Here is a 26238-nt window from a genome sequence, read left to right as displayed (position 1 = left end):
GATTATATGAAAAAAGACCTACTATAAACTTGTTTGGATAGGTCTAATGTCCGGATTTAATTGAAATAGGGTTACATCGGATAGATTGGGGGTAGTGTACTTTGGGCTCACGCTGGATAAGCTTGGGTGTGTCCTGTGTGATCATCTCGGTTTGGCTGATCGGATACGGATTACCGACGGATGAGAGTATGATTGTCTTTCTTTTACTTGTGGCTATCATTCAGTCGCTTGCTGCCTATCAAATAGGGAAATATGTAGATCAGTTACGGCAGATGGCTTATCACGATTCACTTACAGGCGTTCTCGTCAATCGCAGATTTCTGGACAAGTTGGTTGTAGAAGTAGAGTTGGCAAAAAGCAATCATCAATCTGTTACTTTATTGTTTATTGATTTGGATAATTTCAAAATATTCAATGATTCATTTGGCCATTTGGAAGGCGACCGACTCCTTTGCCAATTTGCAAGACTCTTGCAAGCAAGTGTACGTAAACAAGATACGGTTGGAAGATGGGGTGGGGAAGAATTCGTCGTTTTGTTAACACATACAGACACAATAAGAGGACTGGCAATCGGAGAACGTATTCAAAATCAAGTGAGGCAAGCTCTTTCAGGTGTCACGGTCAGCATCGGAGTAGCCTCGTACCCACACCATGCTTCAACAGCGGAAGAGTTAGCGAAAAAAGCAGATATGCTTATGTATGAAGCGAAAAAACGGAAAGATTGCATGATGGTTGCTTCGAATGAAAAGATAAATATTGGCAAGAATAACACTCGTCATCTCTCTTGACACGGGTGTTTTTTTTGATTGTAAAGGGCATTTACAAAAACTTAATAATTCCTTAAAGAAAAATATACACATTTGACCTTGATTTTAAATTTACGGAAACAATAACTTTCGATATAATCTGTAAGGTGTCATTTATTCAAAGGAGTGAAGAAGTCCCGTATGTTGAAATCAAACAAGTATATCTTCTTTGATCTGTTCGAGCAGCAGATTGCCACTGTGCACAAAGGAACTCATCTTTTCTATGAAATGATAGGAAACTATCAAGATCTAGAAACAAAGGTTAAGGCAATCAAGGCTGTCGAGAAAGAAGGAGATGAGATCGTTCGTCGCATCATGAACGAGTTAAACTCCACTTTTATCACTCCGCTTGAGCGTGAAGACATTCACCAACTCGCTCATACGATGGACTCGATGATCGACTACATTGACGGTGTCGCTGATCGTATGTATCTGTACCAAGTGACTCAACCAGATCCACGTGTATTGGCACAAGCAAATATTTTGGTAAAATGCTCGGCTAAGCTGATCGAGCTGATTCGCACACTGCGCAAGCTGGATCATAAAGTCGTTACACAAATCGCTGGGGAAATCAAAGATTTGGAGCATGAATCTGACTCCAACTACCGCAAAATGGTATCTGATTTGTTGAATTCTCCTGATACCAACCCAATGGAAGCGATCAAACTCAAAGAGATTTACGATAAGCTCGAAGACTGTGCTGACTTTGCTGAGGACGTCTCCAACCTGGTAGAAGGGATCGTGTTAAAGAATGCCTGATCTTTCGCCAGAGTTGCTTATTCTGGTACTCGTCGTCATCATGGCGCTAGCTTTTGACTTTATCAATGGTTTTCACGATACAGCGAATGCAATTGCGACTTCTGTTTCGACGCGTGCATTAAGTCCGAAAACCGCGATTATTATTGCATCCGTGTGTAACTTGCTTGGGGCACTTTCGTATACAGGTGTAGCGAAGACAATCGGGGGAGGCATTACCGATCCATTCAAACTGGAAAATGGATTGGTCGTCGTTTTGGCCGCGTTGACATCTGCGATTTTGTGGAACCTGATTACCTGGTGGTTCGGAATTCCTAGTTCGTCCTCGCACGCGATTATCGGCGGTGTTGCAGGTGCTGCTTTTGGTGCCGCAGGAAGTGGTGCCATTAACTGGTCAGGCTTCATTAGCATTATCCAAGCGTTGATCGTATCACCGCTTGTTGCCTTTGCTGTTGGTTTTGTCGTGATCAAGCTTGTGTCCTGGTTTGTTCGTAACTCAGCGTACCACAAAACCAATCGAAATTTCCGTTCGATGCAAGTCGTGTCAGCAGCTTGGCAGGCCTTCAGCCATGGAGCCAACGATGCGCAAAAAACAATGGGCGTAATCACCCTTGCTCTGATTTCTGGAGGATTCTTGATACAAGAACCGGGCGAATTCGTCATTCCACTGTGGGTAAAACTCTCAGCTGCTATTGCAATGGCTTTAGGTACAGCCTTTGGTGGATGGCGTATCATCAAGACCTTGGGTGGTAAGATTATGAAAATCAAGCCAATTTCCGGTTTCTCAGCAGACCTGTCCTCTGCCTTGATTATCACAATCTTTACAGCTTTGAAACTGCCTGTGAGCACAACGCATGTGATCACATCCGCCATCTTGGGGGTTGGGGCATCGCAAAAGCTGAACGCAGTAAAATGGGGCTTGGCTGGCCGAATTTTGGTCACTTGGGTCATTACCCTTCCGATTACCGGACTTTTGGCTGCAGCATGCTACGTCGTGTTTGACGTATTCCTGTAGAGCTACATCTTTATCCAACAGGCAACAGACACCTTTCCGTGTAGAGTACGCGGGAAGGTGTCTTTTTCATTAACTTGATCCAGTTAAACGCTCCCATAAGCCGGGCTTGGGTTTAATTTGCACGAGGCGTACGGCAGAGAATGGGATGTAGTCCAGCGAGCCATCCCGCTCTTCAATTAAAACGCCATTAGGGCTGTAATCATACAATTTGCCTTCTGCATATGCAGATAATCCTTGGCCAATCATATCAGGAGCAAAATGAATACGTACGTAGCGATCGAGATACTCTTCCAAAATTCCATCATCCATCTTATTCCCCTCCTTTTTTCATTCTTTCTCCTAGTTATTGCCTGCATTGCGACAATTCAGACAAGGTAAAGAAAAAACCACCCAGTCGGACTGACCTGAGTGGTAATGAATATAGCGTGTTGACGTTATTCAATTGAGTTTTGGGAATGTCCTGTCTGCTTGCTTTTGCGTGCAAACACGAGCATCAAGATGACACCGGCAGCAATTAAGCACAGACTGACTAATTGAGCGACACGCAGGGTATCTGCTATTAACAAGCTGTCTGTACGCATTCCTTCAATGTAGAAGCGACCGAGTGAATACAGGATCATGTAGCTAAACAAGACCTGTCCATCAAATTTTTTGAACCGGTACAGCATGAACATGAGAACGGCGAAAACGAGAAGGTTCCAAATTGATTCATACAAAAAAGTAGGGTGGTAATATTGTCCGCCGATAAACATTTGTTCGCGAATGAATGCAGGGAACTTTTCCATAAACTCAGCAGAGACGGGACCGCCGTGCGCTTCCTGGTTGATAAAGTTTCCCCAACGTCCGATGGCTTGACCCAAAATGACACTTGGCATAAAAATGTCAGCCAAACGAAGGAACGGCAGATTATGTTTTCGAATATACCAGCTTCCTGCCAGAACACCACCGATTAATCCACCGTGAATAGCCAAGCCGCCTTGCCAAACTGCGAAGATGTCCAGTGGATTGTCTTTGTACTGCTCCCATTCAAACGTTACATAATACAATCTTGCACAAACGATGGCTGCTGGAATGATCAGAACCACCATGTTCAAGACGTGATCAGGATCAATGCCAGAACGTTTGGAATTGTAGCGCGCGAGATAAGTACCCAAGAAAAACGCCAGCCCCATAATAATGCCATACCAGTGAATCTTTAAGGGGCCGATTGCAATTGCGATCGGATCAATCATGAATGTGCCTCCTTGCCTCAAAACATCTGTGCCAAGTATAGCACAAATAGGCGGCTGGATTCCAACTAATGGCTTACTGGGACTGCAAAAAGCCGAGGATGGCATCAAGGGAGGCTCGTTTCGTCGGAGCAGATACGGATGAGAATAAATCTCCGAATGTTTCCAGCCGTTTGGGCACCGTATAAACGGTAAAATCTGTGGGATGAGAATGGGGAACCTCCTCCCACAGGAGTGGTGTTGATACGGTTGCCTGTTCTTTTGCACGGGTTGAATAAGGGGCTGGTAATGTTTTCCCGCGCCAGTGTTGCAAATAGTCAATGTACAGCTTATCTCCCCGATTCTTCACTAGTCGCTCTATGGTTAAAAGTGAGGGATGCTTGCTGACTAAATAGGATGCGATGAAATGTCCGACCTGGCGTGTCTGTTCAAACGTATAGCGGAGTTCAATCGGAACGTATACTTGCAAGCCGCTGGAACCAGATGTTTTGACCCATGAAGGCAGCTGTAATTCATCGAGCAGTTGTTTCAATAAGAGGGCAGACTCTATCACAACGGCAAAATCATCTGTGGAAGGGTCGAGGTCAAATACGAGCTCTGTCGGAGTCTCATCCTTGGCGAGGTGAAAGGAGACGTGCCACTCCAATGCAGCTTGATTTGCCATCCACACGAGTGTCGCCCGATCATTGCACAGTACATAACGGACATTTTCCCACATACGCGTTTGTATCCAGTCAGGCGCATAGTCAGGGGTGTTTTTTTGATAGAAGTGCTTGTCGCCAACTCCGTGAGGGTAGCGAATGACGGTTAACAGCCGATCCTTGCTATACCGTAGAAGCGGGGCTGCGACAATCAGCAAATAGCGCAAGTAATCTAGCTTGGTTACCTTGGCCTGTGACCATAGAGGCTTGTCAGGATTTGTAATGGACAATGTGTGATTGTCGATCGTCAGCTCGTACTCTTTTGTTGCAGTACGCAATGGCGTTTTCACCTTCCTTATTAAACGGTTTAGGTGTTCCTACTATCTCCCATCCGTGTTTCTCTATGTAAAAGGAATACCTCTTTGCATATATTTCCTGCCAATCAACCATAATACGGGTAGCTTTCTAATGGCTGGTGATGAAATGAAATTCAAGAAGAAAGATAAAATGAAAGAACTAATTGAGACAATGAATGCCTGCAGCTTGATTGAGCTGGAGGGTATACCGATTTCGCCTCAATTGGGAGAGAACATTGATCTTTTGAAAAAAATGTTTGCTGATTGCTCTGATTTTGTCATACGAGAATTCCGCCAAAAAAACAGTGTCCGAGCGATTGCTGTCTTCGTTGATGGGCTAATTGATACCAAAGAGGTCAATTCCGCACTGAAATCGTTAATGGTGCTTGAAGACGGCGATGAGGATATAAAAGTGATAGAAGAGGCACTTTTGCCTGTTTCCCAGATGGCGAGAGTGGACGATTATAAGAAGCTGCTACAGGCTGTGCTTTCAGGAGATACGGGCATTCTTGTAGAGGGAAATACAGAAGCTCTGACGCTGGGCATTCGTGGAGCAGAAAAACGCTCAGTCAACGAACCAGAAGGAGAAGCGGTAGTACGGGGGCCACGTGAGGGCTTTATCGAAAATATTCGCACGAACACGTCGATGCTGCGGCGCAAATTGCGAACACCTCGATTGAAAATGAAGTCCTTGGTAGTTGGACGTGAGACGAACACCAATCTGGTGGTTGCCTTTCTTGATGGGATTGCTGATCCAGAGATCGTACAGGAGGTCACTGGTCGAATCAGCAAGATCAATATGGATGCTGTGCTGGAAAGCGGATATATCGAAGAGATGATCCAGGATAACACGTTCTCGCCTTTCCCTCAGGTTATGTATTCCGAGCGCCCAGACACGGTTGCTGCAGCATTGCTGGAGGGACGTGTTGCGATATTTGTGGATGGGACACCGATGGTTTTGATAGTGCCTGTTACGTTTTGGATGATGATGCAGGCCAGCGAGGATTATTACGAGCGATTTCAAATGGCTACCCTTACTCGTCTGCTGCGTTATGTATTTCTTATCATTTCGCTCATTACCCCTGCTTTATATGTGGCCATTACGACTTATCACCAACAGATGCTGCCAACCACGCTTCTTTTAAGTATTGCGGCTGCGCGCGAGTCTATTCCTTTTCCTGCTATTGTGGAGGCTTTTATCATGGAAATTTCTTTTGAAGCCTTGCGAGAAGCCGGGATTCGTCTCCCGAAAACGGTCGGGCAAGCCGTCAGTATTTTAGGCGCGCTGGTCGTTGGTCAGGCAGCCGTGCAGGCAGGGATTGTTTCTGCCCCCATGGTTATCGTCGTATCGCTTACAGGGATTGCTTCGTTTACCATTCCGCATTTTAATGCATCGATTTCACTGCGAATGCTGCGTTTTCCGATCATGATTGCCGCTTCGATCCTCGGCATCTATGGAATGCTGGTATCGTTATTGCTAATCCTCGGGCATATGGCCAACCTGCGCTCTTTTGGTGTCCCTTATTTATCGCCACTAGGACCGATGTCGATCGGCGATCTTAAAGACGTACTGATAAGAGCTCCATGGTCGATGATGGAAAAACGCCCGAGCTTCTTAGGCGTACAAAACGCAAGGCGCATGAACGATGGTTATGCAAATTCTATCCAGCAAAGAGGAGGGCAATCAGGGGTGACAGGGAACCGTCAGCAGAGTGAGGAGGGGCAATCGTGAAGACTGTGACCCGCGTGCTGGTAGTGTCGCTCTGTATGTTCCTAGTATCGGGATGTTGGGATCGACGTGAAGTAAATGATATGGCCATCGTCATTGCAATGGCGATGGATAAGGAACCAGACGGCAGGTATCGGTTATCCATTCAGGTCCCACTGGTCAGCAGTCTAGGCGCACAGTCCGGAGGTGGCGGTGGGACGAGTGGTGATAAGAGTTATTACGTTGATTCCGCAGTAGGTAGGACAATTCGGGAAGCGAATGGATTGATCCAAGCAAGAATGTCTCGAGAAATTTACTACTCCCATCACCGGATGATCGTCATAGGCGAAGAACTGGCGAAGAACGGAATGTCGGAGGTGCTGGATATTGTGGCGCGCTTTCCAGAAAACAGACTGACAGCTTACATTGTCATGACAAAAGGCAAAGGAATCGAATTACTAACCGCCCAGCCGCAATTTGAACGTTTTTCAGGAGAGGCGATGCGTGAGTTGGTCAAGATGGGGGGGATTTCGGTAACGTTGAAGGATGTGGCCCAGATGCTCGGTACACCAGGGATTGATGCCATTTTACCCGTTCTGGCAGCAGTGGATTCCCATCCGAAAGGAAAGTCAAAAGAAATAGAGGCGACGGGGGTAGGCTTATTTCGACACGACAAGCTCGTAACCATCGCGAAGCCCAAAGAACTGCTCGGCTTGCGATTGTTCCAACGCGATTTTACACCGTTTTCTGTTGTGTTGTCCCTTAACAAACACGAACGGCTTACGATAACTCTTTCGAAAGGAAGGGCGAATATCAAGCCCGTAATCAGGAAAGGCCACATCCATTTCAAAATTGACCTCTACGCTTCTGCCGTTGTGGTGGAGAATATTTCAAACCTCGATCTCGAGGAAGAGAAAAATATTAGAATGCTGCAAGCGAAGCTCGTCGAGCAAATCAATAACGGTGTGAGTCATATGATGCAAACGATCAAACAGAAACAATCAGACTTCATCGGGTTAGGAATCGCATTGTCAAGGAATTATCCGCGAGAGTGGCGAGACCGATATCGGAACAGGTGGAATGAGGAGCTTCCGAAAATCACATATGAAATCCGAACCAAAGTGAACATGGCCAATTTCGGGCAGACAACGAAAAATATAACCCAAGGTGAAGATGATCATGAATAGAATATTTCTGGTCTTTTTTGTCTTCATGCTGTTACTTTCCTTTGGAGAATTCATCCTGAAGCGAAAAGGCATGGATGGAAGACAACAGCGAGTCATTGCTATTTTCTACACCCTAACCATTGTTTTTCTGATTGCTTTACAATTCCAGTATTATCAAGTGCTACCCACGAGTAATTTGATGAACTTTCTATCTCCTCATGTGAAGCGGTGGGTGGATCAGTTCGTATAAGGAGGCCCCAAGTATGATTCACAAGCAAGTTGTCAACCATCGACAAATTGCCTGGCTGGTCGGCAGTGTCTTGATGACAGGAATGATGATCAGTTTCTTGCGGTCTGTCGTTCAGGTAGCAAGGATGGATGCTTGGTTCTCTCAAATTTTCCCCATCTTTTATGCGCTTTTTATCGCCTACGTTTTGAGTGGGCTGGTTGAAGCATACCCCGGGAAAAATATCTTTGAAATCTTGTTTATCATTGGCGGAAAGTGGATTGGTGGAGCTATCAATCTACTCATTTTGTTTTACATTTGGATCATCCTGGCGATCGATATTAAAGGGGCTGCTGATTTTTTACATATCTCGTTATTGCCAACCACACCATTGGAGGTCATCTTACTCGTCTTCGTCCTGCTAATGATGTACTATGGCAAAACGAGTCTTGAGGTGGCGGCACGGGTAAATGAGTTTTATTTTCCCCTTTATTTCATCATGTGCATTTCGCTATATTTCCTGCTGATTAATGAATATAACGTAGAGCGATTGGAACCAATCTTGACCAGTAGGTTGGATCGGATCGTGGTCAGCAACTTTTTACCAGTGGGTGTATATGGTGATATTTTTCTCATTGGGGCATTCTTACATGCCATTGTAGAGCCGCGACTATTTTATGCTGCGATGAAGCACGGGGTCATCATTGTTGGCTTTGGGACGACGATTATGTTGCTCGTCTTGCTCGGGGTAATGGGCTTCATTATCGCCGGTCGACTGAATTTCCCCATCTATATTCTCGTCCAGCAAATCCACATCACAGATTTTCTGGACAGGGTCGAAATGATCCTCTTTAGCGTGTGGTTCCCCGCTTTCACAATCAAGGTCATAGTTGCTTACTTGGCATTTTTAGTGGGGGTGGGATCATTTGGAGGACAGCGGCATTACAATACATTCAATGCTCCGTGTGGATGGTTTATCGTTGTATCATCCATATTTGCGTTTCCAAATGTAGCGCATATCGATCAATTTATTAGTTATAGTTTGCCGTTGATCGTGCTCGTTTTTCAATTACCGTTGGCGATCTTTTTGCTCATTCACGTAAGGCGAAAGAATAAAGGAAGAGAGCAAAGCCTCATTCCCGAAGGAACGAAGCTTTATCGATTTTACCGGTCGATGGTGTGGATCACGAAACTCTGTTTGAGTGGATGTGTGCTAGTGATTTTTATTGGGGACTTTTTTAAGGATAAATCAGCGGCAGGTGGGGTTACGACAGCTGTTGTGTACATTGCCCTCTTACTGATAGCGCTGTTTACCAGCTACGGGGAAATGCAGGCTCTTAATCATGGCAAGCAAAAGCTGGGAAAGGCAAAACAGGCTGGATCGTTTCGACAATGAGGTCGAAAGCCAAGGAGTTCCTTACTCCAAAACACACTGGTGAGGAGCGACATCCACAAAGCCTTGTATACTTGGCTGTCGCAAGGAATGCCCTTCCTTCCACTCCGCAAATTTGATTTTGACGGTGATTTCCGGTTGTATCCATAAGGTATTGGTTGCGCGTGGTGGCTTGTTAACAAAAGCCATCTTCTGTTGGACGAGGGGCTGTATTCTCTCCGTTAAAGAGCGCCAGTCCGTTTGCGTCAATTTTCCAGTACCTGCATGACCGATGTACCAAAAAGAACCTTGTTGATCGAAGAGGCCCAGAAGCAACGAATTGACTATATCATTCCGAAGCGTAACGCCGCCTACAACAGCGATGAGATCCCGATAATACTTTTTCTTTCTCCAGCGTTGATCTTTCCCATTGATCAAGTAGCTGCTTGACGCATCCTTCATAATGATTCCTTCCATGCCTTGAGCTTCTACGACACGGTAAAGAGCGTCTCCATCAGTAAAATTTTCAACGAGCTGCACATGAGAAGTAGGAGTGATGATTTTGCCCAGTATTTGTTGCCGCTCTGATAGTGGGTAGGAAGTTACCCATTCATCATTCCAGTACAGTACATCGAAGATCATGTATGTGACAGGGACAAGCTTTTGTATCTGGGGGACTTTCTCTAAACGACGCAGCCCGTCTCTTCTCATGACCTCGTAAAAAGAAGGCTTTCCGTTCGGGCCGAGAGCGATTATTTCGCCATCCAAAATCACAGAATCGGCACAGCAATACGAGCGAAGATCGGTCACTTCAGGATAATGGAAAGTCCGTTCATTTAATTTTCTGTTGAACAGTTTGACCTCCTGTCCATCGTAGTAGGTAAGAATGCGAACGCCATCCCATTTCACTTGGCCTATCCATTGTGGTCCTACAGGTATAGCTTCCGTGCTGGTAGGCTCAAAAGGAAAAAGCGGAGTTAGTTCCATAGCTGCCACCTTTATGTTTAGTTGGGATTTGCCCAGTTTTCTAATACAGTTTCACGGATGGGCATGATCTATACGAGTGGGGAAGGTGGATGAATTCCTGTGAGAATTTTACGAAACTTTTTTATTGATTAAGTATTTAATTCGAGCTATACTACCTGTATAAAGTAACTGATTGGTTAGCGGGTTGGGCTATATCTGGTTGAGCTGCTTCCTCCTTCCGTGGTACGTCCACCACACCTCATGGGAAGGAAGCTGCTCTCTGATATGGCCCTCTTTGTGTCTCGCTCGGGGTGGGAATTTTTGTTGTTCACTTTCTTTAATCCTTTTTTCATTGATATACAATTAGAGACTTGTTTATAATGACTGTGCGAACTCATTTACGAAAGAAGGAATTGACTTGCCGTTTCTTCGGTTTAAAGGCTTTGCAAAGCAAGACATAGAGCCCATTTCTCAGATTCTTATAGAAGAGTTTTCCAAAATTGCTGAGGTAGCTCAGGAAAAGGTGAAATTGGAGCTGCTTCAGGTAGAGCAATTGACAAACAGTCCTTTGTCCGTAGAGATCATGATGTTTCCACGTGAACAAAAGCAGCATGACGCGATTGCTAGTGCCATACACGGCTTTTTGAAGAAGCAAGGCTTTCTACATGTCCATATTTTCTTCATTCTGCTATCGCCCTCTCTCTATTATAAAGAAGGACTTCCATTGCAAGTCGGAATGACGAAATAAGCAAGAAAAAAGGTCGAGATCCTCCAAAAGGATTTCGACCTTTTTCTATTAATAATAGAGGCTTTCGGTTTGCAGGCACTTGGAGCATGTTCGCGTAAGTGGGGTTTCGATATAGACGTGGCTGCAGTCCTGTTGAATCAGCTGCAATTTTTGTTTAGATTGCTCTAGCTCAGCTTCTAATCGACTGATCTTTTCACGTAAACGACTAGCTTCCTCCATAGGCATCCTCCTTCATTACGACTGGTACAAACGGCTTCCCTGTTCGCGGAACTCACGCGATTTTTCCTGCATCCCTGCAAGAATAGCGGGATCGTGGGCAGACCCTTCTTGATTGGCGATGTGACGAATGTCGTGCGATATTTTCATGCTGCAAAATTTAGGTCCGCACATGGAACAAAAATGAGCGGATTTGGCGGCTTCTGCTGGCAATGTTTCGTCGTGATATTCGCGAGCGCGCTCTGGGTCCAGGGACAAATTGAATTGATCGTTCCAGCGAAAATCAAAACGAGCTTTGGATAAGGCGTCGTCTCGCTGTTTTGCCCGCGGATGCCCTTTTGCGAGATCAGCGGCATGCGCTGCGATTTTGTATGCGATTAAACCGTTGCGGACATCCTCTTTATTGGGTAAGCCGAGGTGCTCCTTGGGCGTTACGTAGCAGAGCATCGCTGTTCCGAACCATCCAATCATGGCGGCGCCAATCGCTGAAGTAATGTGATCATAGCCGGGTGCGATATCTGTCGTGAGCGGCCCAAGTGTGTAAAAAGGAGCCTCATGGCAAATGGATAACTGTTTATCCATATTTTCGCGAATGAGATGCATCGGGACGTGACCAGGTCCTTCAATCATGACTTGTACGTCGTGTTCCCACGCAATTTTTGTGAGTTCTCCCAATGTCTCAAGCTCTGCGAACTGCGCCTCGTCATTCGCATCCGCGATAGAGCCAGGACGTAATCCATCTCCGAGGGATACACAAATGTCATAGGCCTTCAGAATTTCACAAATTTCAGCGAAATGCGTATACAAGAAGTTTTCTTCATGATGGGCCAGGCACCATGCGGCCAAAATCGATCCGCCGCGAGAGACGATACCGGTAACACGGTTAGCTGTCATAGGAATGTAGCGCAATAGAACACCAGCATGAATCGTGAAGTAATCAACGCCTTGTTCTGCTTGTTCAATCAAGGTGTCTCGGTAAACCTCCCATGTCAAATCCTCGGCTTTCCCATTAACTTTTTCAAGTGCTTGATAAATCGGGACGGTACCGACTGGAACGGGACTGTTTCGGATAATCCACTCCCGCGTAGTGTGTATATGTTTTCCCGTCGAGAGGTCCATAATGGTGTCGGCGCCCCAACGGACCGACCAAATCATTTTTTCAACTTCTTCTTCCATCGAAGAGCTAACGGCCGACGTTCCGATGTTGGCGTTGATTTTGACATGAAAGTTGCGGCCAATGATCATCGGCTCGCTTTCAGGATGATTGACGTTAGAAGGGAGGATCGCACGTCCAGCGGCGATTTCTGCCCGTACAAATTCAGGGGAGACACCCTCGCGAATGGCAACGTATTCCATTTCCGGTGTGATGATATTTTTTCGGGCATAATGAAGCTGGGTAACATTTTTCCCTGGCTTTGACCGTTTTGGTTTGTAGCCCTCTCGAGGGAAAGTAGGGAGGGTGGCTACCTTTTCTTCGTTTCGGATGCCGTCGTCAACTAGTTGTGGTTTGCGACCGACATACGTTTCCGCATCATTTCGCTCATCGATCCACTTGTGGCGGATGGAGGGCAGTCCTGCTTGAATGTCAGGGACGTAACCTGTTGCGGTATACTCGCCACTCGTATCATACACGCGAAGAGGAGGATTGGGTGTGGAACCAGACAATCCTTCGGTAGGATGAAGGGAAATCTCGCGCATCGGGACACGGATGTCCGCACGACTACCTGTTTCGTATACTTTGCGACTGCCTGGAAAAGATGACACCAATGACATAAGAAAAACCTCCTTGTTTTGGTTGCACGAAAGTGAGAACCGTTTAGGGAGGCGAAAGAAACATCCCACGAAAAAGCGCCGCATAAACAACATGCGACGCCAACGCGAGAGTAGAGAAGAAACGGGTATCCTAAAATACACGTATCTTTTCGTGTCGTATATGACATTCCTCCGCTGGCATTACCCAGTTCAGGTTCAACGGTCGATGGCACAGTACCATCCTCTCAGCCTGGTGATTTCCAAGCTCCCGTGCTTTTTTTATTTTGGATTGCAAGAATAGGATAACGGGAAGTCCATTTAATTTCAAGGAAAATTTTCCAATGGGAAAATTGCGGGTGTGCAACACATTTTCCTCCCCCCTATTCTCATGAATCGGACTAAAACTGTTTCTGTAGACCCACATGAATCCTATCTGTTACGATGAAGTTCGAAAAAAAGCAACTGCTTCCAGCGCTTTGATTTTTCTCGTTGTCGAAGCAGGATGGAGAAGTATTTTGAGGTGATGAGGAATGGATGTCTATTCGGATCTAAAACAAGGAGAACGTGGAGCGTGGGTAAGTATTTTCGCCTACATATTCTGCTCTGTATTAAAAATAGGAGTTGCGTATGTCACTGCGTCGGAAGCTTTAATGGCCGACGGTCTTAACAACTCAACGGATGTCGTTGCATCGATTGCTGTTTTGATCGGGCTTCGTATTGCAAGGAAACCACCTGATAAAGATCACCCGTATGGTCATTTTCGGGCGGAGACGATTTCAGCACTTGTCGCATCATTTATTATGCTATTTGTCGGAGTTCAAGTCGTTACGAATGCCGTACCATCCTTATTGGACCCAAAGCATGAGGCTCCTGACCTGTTGGCAGGGTGGACAGCACTTGCGACTGCAGTCATTATGCTTTTCGTCTATCGCTATAATAAAAAGCTCGCCATCAAAACAAACAGCCAAGCATTAAATGCAGCGGCCGCTGACAACCGTTCAGACGCATTCGTCAGTATCGGGACGTTTATCGGGGTAGCTGGCGCACAATTTCAATTGCACTGGCTTGATCCTTTAGCTGCTTTTGTTGTTGGTCTCATCATCTTGAAGACTGCTTGGGACATTTTCAGGGAAGCAACTCACCGTTTGACAGATGGCTTTGACGAGAGCGAGCTTGCGGACCTGCGGGCTACCATTTCCTCGATTTCGGGAGTTAAGGATATCAGTGACATCAAAGCCCGCTACCATGGCAGCAGCGTGCTGGTGGATGTTGTGATCCATGTAGATCCAGGTCTGAATGTGGTGGAGAGCCACACCATCACCGAGAAAATTGAAGAACAGATGCGCAAGATTCACCGTATTAACGCCGTTCATATCCATATTGAACCATGCCGGAAGATGGTGCCAAACTAGATTCCATGATGTGAAATGCAAAAAACCTGTCCATAGTGGGCAGGTTTTTTTAGGTGCAATTAAACAGGGGTAGCCTTCTTTTTGCGCAGTGTTTTGGTTGTAGAAGTAGTCGTAGTCTTTTTCAGACTGGCTGCAGTCTCCTTTTTTGATGCCTGCTCTTTTTCGGACGAGGAGGCAGCAGTGGTACGTTTTCGCGCAGGCTTTGACGGAGTCGGTTCGGGCTCGATTTTGATGGGCACTGCGGCTTGACCAGCTGTAGTCTCCAAGCTTTCTTTTAAGGCCTGCATGAGATCAATTACATTGGTTCTTGCCACGGTAGGTGCTGTGGCGATCTCCTGGCCCTCCAGTTTTTTCTCAATCAGTTTTTGCAGGTCGGATCGATATTCATCCGTATATTTTGCCGGATCAAAAGCGATCGTCATATTGCTAATGAGCTCAGTTGCCATCTTCAGTTCATTTTCGGCCAACGGTACAGTGGCTTCTGGCAAGGCAGGTACTTGACTGACGGGACGTACCTCATCTGGATAGAAGATCGTCTCCAGCATAATACAATGCTCATACAGTCGGATAACGGCCAGGCTCTGCCGATTGCGCATCGTCACCTGTGCAACGCCGATTTTGCCTGTCTGTTCCATGGCGGAGCGTAGCAGGGCGTATGCTTTTTCACCAGTATCCTGTGGGGATAGGAAATAGCTTTTATGAAAATAAACCGGATCGATCTCCGCCAAGTCTACGAAGTCGATAATTTCAATGGCTCTGCGTGTTTCTGGCGTAATGGCTTCCAGATCATCATCGTCAATCATGACAAAGTGTCCTTTTTCATATTCGAAGCCACGGATGATTTCGCTCGTATCAACTTCGCGTTGGCAGTGCGGGCACATTTTCGTGTACTTGATCGGGGTATTGCACTCTTTATGCAGTTGGCGAAAGCGAATATCGCGTTCTTCCGTTGCAGTAAACATGCGAACAGGTATATTGACGAGGCCGAAGCTGATCGAGCCCTTCCACACCGTATGCATGCGGATACCTCCTTCACAGCTATTTTTTTATAGTATCTGTAACTGCATCGAAGAAGTGCCGAGGTAATTGAAGGTGGAAAAGTAAAAAGCCAGCCGATTCGATGCGGCTGGCTTCTTGTATAGCTACTGCCCATGTTTGACGATGTCCGATTGATCTGCACGTGATTGCATGTCTCGCGCCAGCTCTACATCATTGCCAGTACGGTCCGCAATGGACTGGGCTTTGGACGCCTTCAGCTTTTGTGCAGACGGTCGCTTTTCTGCCATGAACGACTCACTCCTTTCAGGCAATCTACATGTAGGGGGTGTTGCAGGTACATGTAGTATGCGCTGCACACAAAAAAATACCCCATCGCCAAATGACGAGGGGCAGCCGTTCAACTCCTCCCGATGAAGGGAGCGATGGCACGAAATGCTCCTATCAGACACGTCGTGCGCCAAAGTGAACAGCCTTTCAATTATGGGAGAGGAGAAACCGGAGGAAGAGCTTATGGGGAAACGTAAGTCTTCTCCGCGGTTGTCAGCGACACCGTTGCGTCGCTATTCATCATCTTTTCCAATCGAAATGGGTTGTATACCTTTCTTGCACATAAATTTTTCCAGTTGCTAATTTTACGGGTGTATGCAGTTGTGATAGTATGATATCATTCTCAGTCTTAGAAAATCGCGTCTAACAACATACATAGGAAAGCAGACAGGTGAAATGAGTATGCGAGTCATCGCTGGAGAGCACAGAGGAAGACGGTTGGCAGCAGTTCCGGGCAAAGGAACCAGACCGACAACCGATAAAGTTAAAGAATCGATTTTTAATATGATTGGTCCGTATTTCGATGGCGGTTGGGCATTGGACCTATACGCAGGAACGGGTGGTCTCGGGATCGAGTCATTGAGTAGGGGAGCGGATCGAGCTGTTTTCGTGGAGCGAGATCACAAAGCATTTGCCGTGGTAAAACAAAACGTCAGCACTTGCAGGCTAGACGATTATGCAGAATTATATCGAATGGATGCGGACCGCGCCATTCGCACACTAAGTACGCGCAATCAAAAATTTGATCTCGTCTTTTTGGACCCGCCGTACGCCCAGCAAAAAATTGTCGAAGAAATTGAGATGTTGCAGGAGCTGGGAATGTTGGCGGACGGAGCGTGGATCGTGGCTGAGCATGATATCGCAGACTCCTTTCCAGATACGATTGGTCATTGTGTAAAGGATCGAGCGGCTAAGTATGGGGATACGGCCGTTACCGTGTATTATTACGCTTTGGAGCCACAAGCCTAATTTTCAAATCAAGGTGCAAAAGAGCACCAAGGGAGGATAACCCGCTATGGCAATCGCCGTATGTTCAGGAAGCTTCGACCCTGTTACGTATGGGCATCTCGACATTATTGCGCGGGGTGCCAACGTTTTTGATAAGGTCATTGTTGCCGTCTTGATCAATTCAAAGAAAAACTCATTGTTCAGCGTAGAAGAGCGCGTCGATTTGCTTCGTCAGGCAACGGCTGACATGAAAAATGTAGAAGTGGACTCTTTTGACGGCTTGTTGATTGACTATATGAACAAAAAGGGTGCACAGGTGATCATTCGTGGCCTTCGTGCTGTTTCAGATTTTGAATATGAGATGCAAGTCGCCTCAATTAATAAAAAGCTCGACGAAAATATTGAAACGTTTTTCATGATGACGAACAATCAATATTCATACTTGAGTTCAAGTATTGTAAAGGAAGTTGCGAAATACAAGGCAAGTGTCGCCGATTTGGTGCCGCCGGTCGTAGAAGAGGCACTGAAGCGAAAAATGGCCGAGTAGATTATCGTGTCTTGCTTCGGTTCATGCGCGAAAGAGTCAAGCTGGTACACAACAGAATTACACCGACGCCGATGGCGATTCCCCCTGATAGGAGCAAGGTCTCCCACCAACTCGTCGCCGGAATCTCAGATTTCACATGCACAAATACGGGGACGGCTTTCTCCACGAACCAGGAGCTGACTGTGGCAAGAGGACCCCAAAAGACAAAGGTCAAAATCGCAGCTAGAAAAGCGTGCAGCGCTCTGGCAATCAAGTAAGGGGCGACACGAATATCCGTTTCACTCAAGATACTCGCGACTTGCGCGTGAACACTCAAACCGCCCCAGGACAATATAGCGCTGGCAATGGCCGCTTTCCAGACCAAGGAAACATTGTCAGGCACAATGCTCGCTGCTTGTGCGCCGAGGGTTACTTCGAACAAGCCAGCCACGATTGCTTGAGAAAAAGTTGGTGGAAAACCAAAGGGACCGAGAATGATCGAGAGAAGCGTACTGATGATCTGTGTCAGATGAATTGTGGAGAATAGTTGAATTAATACCGAAAAAACAATGATGAAGCCACCGATCATGAGCAATGTATTCAGGGCGGATTGCACCGCTTCCCCCATCAATCTTCCGAACGGACGTCCATCGCGGACACGTGCCCGATGCATCGCTTGCAAGGCGCGTAAAGGAAGAGGCAGTGAATTTTTCTCCAATGGGGCTGAAGTAATGGCAAAAGGCGCATGGAAACGATAGATTACGCCCATGAGTACAGCTGACAAATAATGAGTCAGAGCTAATGTGATGCCCATTTGCTCACTGTGAAAAAATCCGATTGCCACTGCTCCCATGACGAATAAGGGGTCTCCCGTCGTTGTAAAAGAGACGAGACGTTCACCCTCAGCCTTCGTTACATTGCCTTGTAGACGCAGGCGTGTTGTCAGCTTTGCGGCTACCGGATAGCCGGACGAGAAGCCCATAGCCAGTACGAACCCGCCAGTGCCCGGAACGTTAAACAGTGGACGCATTAATGGCTCCAGTAACACGCCGACGAAATGAACGACGCCCAGACCCATCAACACCTCAGACAGCACGATAAAGGGAAGGGTAGAGGGGAAAACTACCTCCCACCATATTTTCAGACCGCGTACGGCAGCTTCAAAAGAAATCTGCGAGTAAGCAATCAACGAAATAACAATGAAAACTGTCGAGATGGCGAGCAACAAAGTAAGTACGGGTGAGTGGCGTGACATGGATTCCTCCTGAATCGAAGAAAAGTAGTAGTACATGTCTACGTGGCAGGCGGGAGAACTATGCGTAAGCTTGGTCGACGAATATCTCCCAAGTGTGAAAGATACAGCGATTTACCACATAGGCTGGTTACGGGGAGGGGTTTTTCCATGGAGACAAAGAGTAAACCAATCGTGGGTGTAGCCCTGGGTTCTGGGGGCGCTCGCGGTTTTGCGCATATTGGTGTATTGAATGCGTTAGAAGCCCATGGCATCCAGATTGACATGCTGGCTGGCTCCAGTATGGGCAGTCTGATTGGGGCCGTCTATGCGAACGGAATTGAACCGCACATGATGGGAAAGCTTGCCCTTAATTTAAAACGCAAGCATTGGCTCGACTTAACCGTACCCAGCATGGGCTTTGTTACGGGGGAAAAGATTAAGCAATTGATTCGTCTGTTAACGCACGGAAAGCGCTTGGAAGAGCTGAACAAGCCGCTTGCCATTGTGGCGACGGATATTGAATCAGGAGAGCGAGTCGTATTTCGAGAAGGCCCAATTGATCAAGCTGTGAGGGCGAGTATATCCATTCCAGGCATCTTCGTACCTGAAAGAGTAGGGGGTCGGCTTTTAGTCGATGGAGGAGTCATTGATCGTGTGCCCGTGACGGTGCTGCGTGAAATGGGCGCTGATATCGTAATTGCGGTAGATGTCGCCCAATTCGATACACGGATGGAGGTCAAAAGTATTTTTGATGTCATCGCCCAGACGATTGATGTGATGGAAAGGGAAATTCTGCGACATCGAATCATTGCGGCAGACATCGTAATCAGGCCGGATGTTGGACACTATAGCAGTATCGCGTATACGGGTGTCGAAGAAATTATCGAGCTAGGCGAACGTGCGGGTACTGAACATATCGAACGCATTCAGGAACTAATTGCAAATTGGGAGGCACAAGAATGAGTGAGGAACAGCTTTATGCCAATAGACGCAGATCTACAGGAACCAGAGGCTTTAGCTGGATACTTGCCTTGGTTTTCGTCATGTTGGGTATTTCTTTTTTTGTACCGACGAATTATTACGTGAGTCGTCCGGGTTCAGCGATTGAGTTGGGGCCGATGATTCAAGTGGAAGGTGGCAAGAAAGACGAGACCGGCTCCTTCATGCTCACGACAGTTCGAATGGGCGAAGCGAATTTGCCGTGGTATTGGTATGCAAAAGTGGCGCAGGATGTTGAATTGATGCCCAAGGAGCTCGTTGTCAGCAAGGGCGAGGACAGCGAAGATTTTATCCGTCGAGAACAAGCAGTCATGGACAATTCACAAAAAATTGCGGAGGCAGTCGCATTCCGTCTTGCCGGTTTCGAAGTGAAAATCGAGAAGCAGGGTGTGTGGGTGATGGGTACCTTGGAAGGGTTCCCTGCCTATAAAAAATTGCAAATCGGTGATGTTATTACGTATGTAGACGGGGTGCGCACGTCTGAGGCAAAAGATTTGCTGACAGCCCTCTCTACAAAAAAAGCAGGCGATCAAGTCGAAATTACGTACACAAGAGATGGACAAGAGGCCAAAACGATGTTAACCTTGGAACCACTACCTGAATCCAAGTCAGTTGGAATTGGTGTACGCCCTGACAACAAACAGGAAATCATCATTCCGAAAGAAGTAACCATTGCCTCTCAAGGGATTGGTGGTCCTTCTGCTGGATTAATGATGACACTGGAGATTTATGACCAGTTAAATACGGAGACGGATTTGACAAAAGGCTATAAAATTGCAGGAACAGGCACGATTTCGTTAGACGGAAAAGTAGGCAGGATCGGTGGCATTAATCAAAAGGTAATCGCAGCGGACACAGCGGGCGCAGAAATCTTCTTTGCTCCACAGGATACGCCAGATACGAACTCCAATTACGAGGAGGCGTTAGCGACTGCCAAGCGGATTGGAACTTCAATGAAAGTGGTTCCGGTCAAGACGGTAGAAGAAGCGATTACTTACTTGAATGGACAAAAACCGAAATCTACCTGAGCAAACTAGCTGTCAAGCAAAAATGGTTGACAAAGCTTTGGGCAGGGTCTATAATCATCTTTGTTGTGCATGAGGTGAAATGCTATGAACATTAAGTTAGCAGAGTTAGAGCACCGAAAAGGAGAGCCGTTGCCATTCCAGGTAACCCTGGAAGCAGATGAGCTGAAGAAGCGCCATGATGAGATTCGCGGGATTACACCTGTGACTGCGAGTGGTGAAGCCGTACAGCTGGGCAATCTCTATTACGTAAAAGGAAGCATGAAGGCAGATGTGAATTTTGTCTGCGCGAGATGCTTGAATCCTTTTGTCGATCAGGCAACAGTAGATTTCTCTGAGACATTTGCGCTTGCGGATGATCCAATCCTGCAAGATGACGAGGACAGCGATATCCTTCCTCTGGAAGGCGATGAAATCGAGCTGGACTCACTGCTTCAAGAGGATTTCTTACTGGCAATGCCGACCTTCCCGCTTTGCGAGGAGGATTGCAAGGGTCTGTGCCCGACTTGCGGTGTGAACCGTAATGAAGTGGCATGCAGCTGCAAGAATGAGCGTGTTGACCCGCGTTTGGCTGGGTTGGCTGACTTTTTCAAAGACAGCAAATAAGTATTCTTACTGTATTCAAGATGATTCGCCGACCATTCGTGGCAGCGTCTCATTTTTGAAGGATGGCATAAGCATTTTGCCTATACTGTCCACCCAATAGAGCTTCTTAGCATTTGTCAGTTGAAGGAGGTGTAAGGAAGATGGCAGTACCTCAACGGAGAACTTCCAAAACCCGTAAAAGAATGCGTCGTACGCACTTCAAATTAGAGATTCCAGGCATGATCAAATGCGATAATTGCAGCGAATACAAGCTTGCGCATCGTGTTTGCCCAAGCTGCGGTCACTACAAAGGCGTGAAAGTAGCGAAGTAATATTCGCTGCTAAGAAAGCAAGGTGAGAAATCGCCTTGCTTTTTTTGTTTCTTCCTATTGCTTATGATTACTTACAAACGCTTATTATCACTTGCGAAGTTTACTTAAATGACTTATAATGAAGTCAAGATAAGGATGGGGTTGAGGCTTCGTGTTTCAAGAGGAGAGGCTCGCTGCAATTCTTGCGTATTTGCAGGAGTATCAGCGAATCAGCGTGCAAGAAGTAGTTGAGCAGTTTGGAGTTTCCCGTGACACAGCGAGGCGTGATATCGTCAAGCTGGAGGAGCAGGGGCAAATCCTGCGAACTAGGGGAGGAGCAGTATTGCCCAGCCTCAACAAAAAGAACTACTCCCATCAGGAACGAATGCAGCTTGATTTGACAGGAAAGCGCAGTATTGCAGCAGCGGCGGCCAGTCTGATCAAAGATGGCGATTACTTGCTGCTCGATGCGTCCACAACTGTTCAGCTAACAGTGGAATCCTTGCAGACCCGCGACCATGTCATCATCACGAATTCATTAGCGACTGCCTCCAGTATGTCCCGAAAAGAAGGCGTTCTTGTCAAGGTTTTAGGCGGAGACGTACATGCTGAGGATCAATGTGTGCTCGGTTCACGCGTGATTCAAAACCTCGCTGATTTTCATGTGGATAAGGTTCTGGTTGGTGCTTGCGGTCTTACAAAGGAAGGGCTCATGTCCACGCAGGAAGATCACGGCTTTCTGATCAAAGAAATGATCAAGCGCGCCGATCAAGTGATCATACTCACCGACCATACCAAGTTTGGAAAAAGCATGCTGTATCGCGTTGCAGGTTTTGAGCAGATCGATATTATCGTGACCGATAAGCTGCCTGAAAAGGAAATAGCCGAGGCTTTGCACGCCAACGATGTAGAGGTGATTGTAGCTTCCACATGAAGCTATTGATCCATAAAAAAGAGGATAATTTCCATTTGGCTGGCGTGAATGGGTGACCAGCGTGACAGCAAATGGATTTATCAGAGAGAGTCCTTCAAAAGGGAAGGGCTCTTTCTTTTTTTCTTGCATTTGTGTACGGCCCCTGCTATTCTAGTAATCCTGACTTTTCCAAGAGGAGGGTTTTATGGTCTATTGGCGGATTATTCGCAAGAGCTATCGTCGAAATCTTCAGTATCGTTTATCGCATGTCATCAACAATGTCGCAAGCTCGATTTTTGGGCTTGTTTTTATTGCCATTTGGACGGGTGTCCTTTCTGGAAAACAAGTATACGGTCCCTATGATGTCAAAACGATGGGGTATTACATCGCGATTTGCCAAAGTGTTCTCTGGATGACAACATTTATATCGCCGGGCCTGAATGTGCAAATAGCGGTAAGAAGCGGGGCTGTCAGTCTGGATATGATCAAGCCTGTTCATTACCTCTGGTACATGCTTAGTCAGGAGTTTGGAAGACTTTTGTACAACGCTTGTTACCGAAGTGTTCCGATTGGCTTGCTGCTAGGATTAGCGGTAGGCTTCTTTTTTCCCTCCCATCCGTTCACTTACTTCTCGTTTATCCTCTCGCTACTGCTAGGAACTTACGTAGGTATGTTGCTCTTTTATCTCGCAGGGATTTCCTCCTTTTGGACGACAGAAATTCGCTGGGTACACCTCATCCTTTTGTCATTGATCTTTGGGTTAGGTGGACAAATGATTCCGATAGACTTGATGCCCGGGATGATTGGAAAGGTAGCACCTTATTTGCCCTTTTCGGTGATGATTTATTATCCAGTCATGACCTTGCTAGAGCTTGCGCCTCCTTATGGCATGCTTGTACAAGCTGGCTGGGCGCTCGTTTTAACGGCAGTTGCTTTATTGGTGACGAACATGGCAAGGAGAAAGCTAGAAATTCAAGGAGGATAACCACACATGTTTGCCCTCTATCGCAAACTGATTGCGGCCAGCATTCGCTCGCAAATGCAGTACAAGATAAATTTTGTCACGAGCGCTGCCACGACCGGAATGATTATGGTGCTTGATTTTATTATTCTCTCTGCGATTTTGTACCGATTTCACGATGTGGTCGGGTGGAATATTTACGAGGTTGGGATGCTTTACGGGATTTCCTCGGCATCTGTCTCCTTGTATCGACTGTTTGCCCCGGAAATCAACGACTTTGAGAAGTACATCGTACAAGGGGAACTCGATCAATTGCTCATCCGTCCTGTATCACCTTTGCTTCTGCTATTGACACGCAATCTTGATTTGTCGAGAGTGGGAGGCTTGGTGCAAGGGGTGTCTGTTTTGGTCATCTCATTGGCGGGTCTTGCGACGGAAGGAAAATCGATCATGGGGTTGGTGCTATTCTCACCGATTGCCATATTGTCTGGCGGAGTAATCTATTTCTCCATTGGGCTTGCTACGGCAGGGGTCGCCTTTTGGACGCATCAGATGAAAGACATGCTGACCTTTACCATTTATGCGCCAGCCAATGCTTCCAATTATCCGATCGGGCTATATCCAAACTGGCTCAAATGGCTGTTTTTCTCAGCGATTCCAATCGCGTACATGAATTATTTGCCAATGTTGACGCTGTTGGGCAAAGGGGGAGAATGGTTTTATCCGATACTCACCCCGGTAGCCGCAGCGATTGCTTTTTATTTCGCTCGTATGCTGTGGAATGTCGGGATTCGACACTACCATAGTACAGGGAGCTAAGGAGGGGTAACATGATTGAAGCAAAGCACATCGAAAAATCATTTTTCCTGGCAAAAGCGAAAGAGGGGCGCTTTGCTTCTCTACGAACACTCTTTTCTCGTGAACAAAGGGAAGTCAAAGCCGTCCACGATATCTCTTTTTCCATTGACAGAGGCGAGTTCGTGGGATATATCGGACCGAATGGCGCAGGAAAATCGACGACAATCAAAATGCTCGCAGGAATTCTTCATCCCAGTCAGGGGGAAATACGAATAGGCGGATATAGTCCACAGCGGGAAAGAATTCAAGTAGCTTCACAAATCGGTGTGGTGTTCGGTCAGCGAACACAGTTGTGGTGGGATCTGCCGGTCAGAGATTCCTTCGAAATTTTGCAAGCGATGTATAAGATTGAGGACAAGGCATATCGGCGATCGATGGAGGCGTATCAGGAACTGCTGGATCTGCATGAATTCCTTGATACGCCAGTGCGTAAGCTGTCATTGGGTCAGAGGATGAGAGCTGATTTAGCGGCGGCACTACTGCATGATCCGCCTGTCTTGTTTTTAGACGAGCCTACGATTGGGTTGGATGTGGTCGCGAAGACGCGCATCAGAGCGTTTTTGAAAGAAGTGAATCAATCCCAGAAGAAGACGATTCTATTGACGACTCATGATATGGACGATATCGAGCAACTCTGCAACCGAATCATCGTGATCAATCATGGCAAAAAGATGATGGATACGAGCTTGGCCGATTTGCGACGTCAGATAGGGTTGCCAAGCCTTATTCGAATCGAATTTCGACAACCGCCCGAAAAGCTTTACGACCTAGAGGGAATCGAGCGGATGGAGCTATCAGAAAATGTACTTTCGATTTACTTCGACAAAGGAAAAATTTCTTCCCCGCGAATCCTTGCCGAAGTCGCGGGGTGGGGTGAGCCTCTGGACATTCAGATGAAAGAACCGGGGATTGAGGAGATCATTCGCCTCATTTATCGTTAGGGACGCCTACCTAATTTCGTGAACAATACTTGTAATTCCACATCTTCTCCCTTATACTGTGTTTTGGTACCAGGTATTAAAAACAGATCGCAATCATACATAGTACAATTGAATCTTGCTTAAGGGGGTGTTCGGCATCGCCCGCTTGCCAAAAAAAGATCGCCAGTCCCGCTTGGTGCAGTATCTGGCGGATAATCCATTTGCGACGGACGAAGATCTGGCTGAGTTATTTCATGTCAGTATTCAAACCATACGTTTAGACCGACTGGAATTAGGAATACCGGAACTGCGTGAACGTATCAAGACGGTCGCAGAGAAAAGTCTTGATCCTGTAAAATCATTGGGTGTCGATGAAATCATCGGTGAAATGGTTGATCTAAAGCTCGATTCACAGGCTATTTCCGTATTGGAAATAAAAGAAGAACACGTATTTTCGAAAACACAAATTGCCAGAGGGCATTATATATTTGCTCAGGCCAACTCATTGGCAGTAGCAGTAATTAACGCAGACGTAGCGTTGACAGCTACGGCGAGAATCCGCTTTGTCCGCCCTGTACGAGCAGGGGAGAAGCTGGTTGCCAAAGCAGTGGTGAGAAGTCGTAACGGCGACGAATGCAAGGTACGTGTAGAGACGAAGGTCCAAGGTGAATTGGTCTTTACCGCAACCTTCCGTGTAGTTGAAATGTCGAGCTACCATAACAGCATGAATGACGAGTAAGGAGGAATCACGGTTGCGAATTGCAGTGGATGCGATGGGCGGCGATCACGCACCGAAGAGTACCGTATTAGGGGCGCTTGCTGCCATCAAGGAAAACCCGGCCATTACAGTTGTATTGGTGGGAGATGAACAGGCTATTCGGAACCACTTGCCGCAGGATATTCCGGCAAACATTGAAATCGTTCCTGCAGCGGATGTGATTTTGCCAGATGATGAACCGGTTCGAGCTGTTCGGCGTAAGAAAAATTCTTCACTGGTCGTAGCTGTTGAGATGGCGCGCGAGAAAAAAGTCGACGCGATGATCTCGGCCGGGAATACTGGCGCATTAATGACAGCAGGTTTGTTGTATGCAGGTCGCATGGATGGAATCGAGCGCCCTGCGCTTTGTGCCTATATCCCGAATACAAAAGGCCGAGTAACACTGACGCTGGACGTCGGAGCCAATATGGATGCCAAGCCGCATCAGCTTGTACAATACGCGGGGATGGGGAGCTTGTATGCTGAAAAAGTGTTGGGCTTCGAGC

The 26238-nt window shown here is 46.7% G+C and carries 29 protein-coding genes, 1 pseudogene and 1 riboswitch; of the genes and pseudogenes, 21 read left to right on the top strand and 9 right to left on the bottom strand.

From position 1 onward, the window contains the following. Positions 1-101: 101 nt before the first annotated feature. The 3 genes from PMI05_RS25635 (at position 102) to PMI05_RS25625 (ending at position 2577) form a co-directional block, all read left to right on the top strand. A complete protein-coding gene (locus tag PMI05_RS25635) occupies positions 102-788 on the top strand; it encodes a GGDEF domain-containing protein (protein WP_007728242.1) in 687 nt (228 codons plus the stop codon). A 159-nt stretch (positions 789-947) separates the two neighbouring features. Further along, positions 948-1565, top strand: a complete 618-nt coding sequence (locus PMI05_RS25630) for a DUF47 domain-containing protein (protein WP_007728239.1) — start codon at positions 948-950, stop codon at positions 1563-1565. Beyond that, on the top strand, positions 1558-2577 hold the full coding sequence (locus PMI05_RS25625; protein WP_007728237.1) for an inorganic phosphate transporter: 1020 nt from the start codon (positions 1558-1560) through the stop codon (positions 2575-2577). Before PMI05_RS25630 ends, PMI05_RS25625 begins: the two co-directional genes overlap by 8 nt. 69 nt (positions 2578-2646) lie before the next feature. On the opposite strand, the gene PMI05_RS25620 is transcribed toward PMI05_RS25625, so the two are convergent. The 3 genes from PMI05_RS25620 to ligD form a co-directional block, all read right to left on the bottom strand. Continuing rightward, complete coding sequence (locus PMI05_RS25620) at positions 2647-2886, bottom strand: hypothetical protein (RefSeq protein ID WP_007728224.1); 240 nt, start codon at positions 2884-2886, stop codon at positions 2647-2649. A gap of 125 nt (positions 2887-3011) precedes the next feature. Then, the gene (gene lgt, locus PMI05_RS25615) at positions 3012-3809 is read right to left on the bottom strand and encodes a prolipoprotein diacylglyceryl transferase (RefSeq protein ID WP_007728222.1); all 798 of its coding nucleotides are present in this window, start codon (positions 3807-3809) and stop codon (positions 3012-3014) included. A 73-nt stretch (positions 3810-3882) separates the two neighbouring features. Continuing rightward, a complete protein-coding gene (gene ligD, locus PMI05_RS25610; RefSeq protein WP_007728220.1) occupies positions 3883-4785 on the bottom strand; it encodes a non-homologous end-joining DNA ligase in 903 nt (300 codons plus the stop codon). Between the two features lie 169 nt (positions 4786-4954). Here ligD and PMI05_RS25605 point away from each other — a divergent pair, with 169 nt between their 5' ends. Genes PMI05_RS25605 through PMI05_RS25590 form a run of 4 tightly spaced genes read left to right on the top strand, consistent with a single transcriptional unit; the run spans position 4955 to position 9299 of the window. Continuing rightward, the gene (locus tag PMI05_RS25605) at positions 4955-6535 is read left to right on the top strand and encodes a spore germination protein (protein WP_369751251.1); all 1581 of its coding nucleotides are present in this window, start codon (positions 4955-4957) and stop codon (positions 6533-6535) included. Further along, positions 6532-7698, top strand: a complete 1167-nt coding sequence (locus PMI05_RS25600) for a Ger(x)C family spore germination protein (protein ID WP_007728217.1) — start codon at positions 6532-6534, stop codon at positions 7696-7698. The genes PMI05_RS25605 and PMI05_RS25600 overlap by 4 nt, the downstream gene beginning before the upstream one ends. Next, entirely contained in the window at positions 7691-7927 is a 237-nt protein-coding gene (locus tag PMI05_RS25595; protein ID WP_039961375.1) for a hypothetical protein, read from the top strand. The genes PMI05_RS25600 and PMI05_RS25595 overlap by 8 nt, the downstream gene beginning before the upstream one ends. Positions 7928-7940: 13 nt before the next feature. Continuing rightward, the gene (locus PMI05_RS25590; protein WP_007728214.1) at positions 7941-9299 is read left to right on the top strand and encodes an endospore germination permease; all 1359 of its coding nucleotides are present in this window, start codon (positions 7941-7943) and stop codon (positions 9297-9299) included. A gap of 21 nt (positions 9300-9320) precedes the next feature. Here PMI05_RS25590 and PMI05_RS25585 read toward each other — a convergent pair whose 3' ends face one another. Further along, a complete protein-coding gene (locus PMI05_RS25585; RefSeq protein ID WP_007728213.1) occupies positions 9321-10262 on the bottom strand; it encodes an RNA ligase family protein in 942 nt (313 codons plus the stop codon). A gap of 397 nt (positions 10263-10659) precedes the next feature. On the opposite strand from PMI05_RS25585, the gene PMI05_RS25580 reads away from it, so the two are divergent. Continuing rightward, positions 10660-10989, top strand: coding sequence for a DUF1904 family protein (locus tag PMI05_RS25580; protein ID WP_007728212.1), 330 nt, complete (start codon positions 10660-10662; stop codon positions 10987-10989). A 48-nt stretch (positions 10990-11037) separates the two neighbouring features. On the opposite strand, the gene PMI05_RS31185 is transcribed toward PMI05_RS25580, so the two are convergent. Further along, complete coding sequence (locus tag PMI05_RS31185) at positions 11038-11208, bottom strand: hypothetical protein (RefSeq protein WP_007728211.1); 171 nt, start codon at positions 11206-11208, stop codon at positions 11038-11040. 15 nt (positions 11209-11223) lie between these two features. Next, complete coding sequence (gene thiC / locus PMI05_RS25575; protein WP_007728210.1) at positions 11224-12978, bottom strand: phosphomethylpyrimidine synthase ThiC; 1755 nt, start codon at positions 12976-12978, stop codon at positions 11224-11226. A gap of 148 nt (positions 12979-13126) precedes the next feature. Next, positions 13127-13239, bottom strand: a riboswitch (TPP riboswitch). A gap of 248 nt (positions 13240-13487) precedes the next feature. On the opposite strand from thiC, the gene PMI05_RS25565 reads away from it, so the two are divergent. After that, positions 13488-14369 carry a cation diffusion facilitator family transporter gene (locus PMI05_RS25565; protein WP_007728207.1) on the top strand — a complete coding sequence of 294 codons (882 nt, stop codon included), beginning with the start codon at positions 13488-13490 and terminating at the stop codon, positions 14367-14369. Positions 14370-14428: 59 nt separating this feature from the next. On the opposite strand, the gene PMI05_RS25560 is transcribed toward PMI05_RS25565, so the two are convergent. Both PMI05_RS25560 and PMI05_RS31180 read right to left on the bottom strand, forming a co-directional pair. After that, entirely contained in the window at positions 14429-15388 is a 960-nt protein-coding gene (locus PMI05_RS25560; protein WP_007728205.1) for a Ku protein, read from the bottom strand. Between the two features lie 123 nt (positions 15389-15511). Further along, the gene (locus PMI05_RS31180; protein ID WP_007728203.1) at positions 15512-15655 is read right to left on the bottom strand and encodes a hypothetical protein; all 144 of its coding nucleotides are present in this window, start codon (positions 15653-15655) and stop codon (positions 15512-15514) included. Positions 15656-16097: 442 nt separating this feature from the next. Between PMI05_RS31180 and rsmD the strand changes: the two genes are divergently transcribed. Further along, positions 16098-16664: a 16S rRNA (guanine(966)-N(2))-methyltransferase RsmD gene (gene rsmD, locus PMI05_RS25555; protein WP_007728201.1), complete on the top strand. Its 567-nt coding sequence runs from the start codon at positions 16098-16100 to the stop codon at positions 16662-16664. A 46-nt stretch (positions 16665-16710) separates the two neighbouring features. Then, positions 16711-17190 (top strand): pantetheine-phosphate adenylyltransferase, encoded by a 480-nt coding sequence (gene coaD, locus PMI05_RS25550; RefSeq protein ID WP_007728199.1) that lies wholly within the window; start codon positions 16711-16713, stop codon positions 17188-17190. A 1-nt stretch (position 17191) separates the two neighbouring features. Here the strand turns inward: coaD and ylbJ are convergent, their stop codons facing one another. Next, the gene (gene ylbJ / locus PMI05_RS25545) at positions 17192-18424 is read right to left on the bottom strand and encodes a sporulation integral membrane protein YlbJ (RefSeq protein WP_007728197.1); all 1233 of its coding nucleotides are present in this window, start codon (positions 18422-18424) and stop codon (positions 17192-17194) included. Between the two features lie 147 nt (positions 18425-18571). Here ylbJ and PMI05_RS25540 point away from each other — a divergent pair, with 147 nt between their 5' ends. From PMI05_RS25540 to PMI05_RS25495, 10 genes and pseudogenes are all read left to right on the top strand, one after another. Next, positions 18572-19366 (top strand): patatin-like phospholipase family protein, encoded by a 795-nt coding sequence (locus PMI05_RS25540; RefSeq protein WP_007728195.1) that lies wholly within the window; start codon positions 18572-18574, stop codon positions 19364-19366. Continuing rightward, positions 19363-20430: a SepM family pheromone-processing serine protease gene (locus PMI05_RS25535; RefSeq protein ID WP_007728193.1), complete on the top strand. Its 1068-nt coding sequence runs from the start codon at positions 19363-19365 to the stop codon at positions 20428-20430. The genes PMI05_RS25540 and PMI05_RS25535 overlap by 4 nt, the downstream gene beginning before the upstream one ends. Positions 20431-20514: 84 nt before the next feature. Next, positions 20515-21033: a DUF177 domain-containing protein gene (locus PMI05_RS25530; RefSeq protein WP_007728192.1), complete on the top strand. Its 519-nt coding sequence runs from the start codon at positions 20515-20517 to the stop codon at positions 21031-21033. 140 nt (positions 21034-21173) lie between these two features. Further along, entirely contained in the window at positions 21174-21344 is a 171-nt protein-coding gene (gene rpmF, locus PMI05_RS25525) for a 50S ribosomal protein L32 (protein WP_005834357.1), read from the top strand. A gap of 151 nt (positions 21345-21495) precedes the next feature. Beyond that, entirely contained in the window at positions 21496-22257 is a 762-nt protein-coding gene (locus PMI05_RS25520; protein ID WP_007728190.1) for a DeoR/GlpR family DNA-binding transcription regulator, read from the top strand. Between the two features lie 184 nt (positions 22258-22441). After that, positions 22442-23221, top strand: coding sequence for an ABC-2 family transporter protein (locus PMI05_RS25515; protein ID WP_007728189.1), 780 nt, complete (start codon positions 22442-22444; stop codon positions 23219-23221). A 6-nt stretch (positions 23222-23227) separates the two neighbouring features. After that, entirely contained in the window at positions 23228-24016 is a 789-nt protein-coding gene (locus PMI05_RS25510) for an ABC transporter permease (RefSeq protein ID WP_007728188.1), read from the top strand. Between the two features lie 11 nt (positions 24017-24027). Beyond that, the gene (locus tag PMI05_RS25505; protein ID WP_007728187.1) at positions 24028-24996 is read left to right on the top strand and encodes an ATP-binding cassette domain-containing protein; all 969 of its coding nucleotides are present in this window, start codon (positions 24028-24030) and stop codon (positions 24994-24996) included. 127 nt (positions 24997-25123) lie between these two features. Next, positions 25124-25714 carry a transcription factor FapR gene (fapR, locus tag PMI05_RS25500; protein WP_007728185.1) on the top strand — a complete coding sequence of 197 codons (591 nt, stop codon included), beginning with the start codon at positions 25124-25126 and terminating at the stop codon, positions 25712-25714. 13 nt (positions 25715-25727) lie between these two features. Further along, positions 25728-26238: pseudogene (locus PMI05_RS25495) on the top strand (phosphate acyltransferase); the annotation flags it as partial.

The organism is Brevibacillus sp. BC25, assembly GCF_000282075.1.
Classification (GTDB): domain Bacteria; phylum Bacillota; class Bacilli; order Brevibacillales; family Brevibacillaceae; genus Brevibacillus.
Note: the sequence above shows the minus strand (reverse complement) of the source record. Positions and strands in the feature narration are given on the sequence as shown.

Excerpts from the sequence above, each read along its gene's own strand:
- PMI05_RS25630 (WP_007728239.1), top strand. The coding sequence starts at position 948 with ATGTTGAAATCAAACAAGTATATCTTCTTTGATCTGTTCGAGCAGCAG.
- PMI05_RS25625 (WP_007728237.1), top strand. The coding sequence starts at position 1,558 with ATGCCTGATCTTTCGCCAGAGTTGCTTATTCTGGTACTCGTCGTCATC.
- PMI05_RS25620 (WP_007728224.1), bottom strand. The coding sequence starts at position 2,886 with ATGGATGATGGAATTTTGGAAGAGTATCTCGATCGCTACGTACGTATT.
- lgt (WP_007728222.1), bottom strand. The coding sequence starts at position 3,809 with ATGATTGATCCGATCGCAATTGCAATCGGCCCCTTAAAGATTCACTGG.
- PMI05_RS25605 (WP_369751251.1), top strand. The coding sequence starts at position 4,955 with ATGAAAGAACTAATTGAGACAATGAATGCCTGCAGCTTGATTGAGCTG.
- PMI05_RS25595 (WP_039961375.1), top strand. The coding sequence starts at position 7,691 with ATGAATAGAATATTTCTGGTCTTTTTTGTCTTCATGCTGTTACTTTCC.
- PMI05_RS25590 (WP_007728214.1), top strand. The coding sequence starts at position 7,941 with ATGATTCACAAGCAAGTTGTCAACCATCGACAAATTGCCTGGCTGGTC.
- PMI05_RS25585 (WP_007728213.1), bottom strand. The coding sequence starts at position 10,262 with ATGGAACTAACTCCGCTTTTTCCTTTTGAGCCTACCAGCACGGAAGCT.
- PMI05_RS31185 (WP_007728211.1), bottom strand. The coding sequence starts at position 11,208 with ATGGAGGAAGCTAGTCGTTTACGTGAAAAGATCAGTCGATTAGAAGCT.
- thiC (WP_007728210.1), bottom strand. The coding sequence starts at position 12,978 with ATGTCATTGGTGTCATCTTTTCCAGGCAGTCGCAAAGTATACGAAACA.
- PMI05_RS25565 (WP_007728207.1), top strand. The coding sequence starts at position 13,488 with ATGGATGTCTATTCGGATCTAAAACAAGGAGAACGTGGAGCGTGGGTA.
- PMI05_RS25560 (WP_007728205.1), bottom strand. The coding sequence starts at position 15,388 with ATGCATACGGTGTGGAAGGGCTCGATCAGCTTCGGCCTCGTCAATATA.
- PMI05_RS31180 (WP_007728203.1), bottom strand. The coding sequence starts at position 15,655 with ATGGCAGAAAAGCGACCGTCTGCACAAAAGCTGAAGGCGTCCAAAGCC.
- rsmD (WP_007728201.1), top strand. The coding sequence starts at position 16,098 with ATGCGAGTCATCGCTGGAGAGCACAGAGGAAGACGGTTGGCAGCAGTT.
- coaD (WP_007728199.1), top strand. The coding sequence starts at position 16,711 with ATGGCAATCGCCGTATGTTCAGGAAGCTTCGACCCTGTTACGTATGGG.
- ylbJ (WP_007728197.1), bottom strand. The coding sequence starts at position 18,424 with ATGTCACGCCACTCACCCGTACTTACTTTGTTGCTCGCCATCTCGACA.
- PMI05_RS25540 (WP_007728195.1), top strand. The coding sequence starts at position 18,572 with ATGGAGACAAAGAGTAAACCAATCGTGGGTGTAGCCCTGGGTTCTGGG.
- PMI05_RS25535 (WP_007728193.1), top strand. The coding sequence starts at position 19,363 with ATGAGTGAGGAACAGCTTTATGCCAATAGACGCAGATCTACAGGAACC.
- PMI05_RS25530 (WP_007728192.1), top strand. The coding sequence starts at position 20,515 with ATGAACATTAAGTTAGCAGAGTTAGAGCACCGAAAAGGAGAGCCGTTG.
- rpmF (WP_005834357.1), top strand. The coding sequence starts at position 21,174 with ATGGCAGTACCTCAACGGAGAACTTCCAAAACCCGTAAAAGAATGCGT.
- PMI05_RS25515 (WP_007728189.1), top strand. The coding sequence starts at position 22,442 with ATGGTCTATTGGCGGATTATTCGCAAGAGCTATCGTCGAAATCTTCAG.
- PMI05_RS25510 (WP_007728188.1), top strand. The coding sequence starts at position 23,228 with ATGTTTGCCCTCTATCGCAAACTGATTGCGGCCAGCATTCGCTCGCAA.
- PMI05_RS25505 (WP_007728187.1), top strand. The coding sequence starts at position 24,028 with ATGATTGAAGCAAAGCACATCGAAAAATCATTTTTCCTGGCAAAAGCG.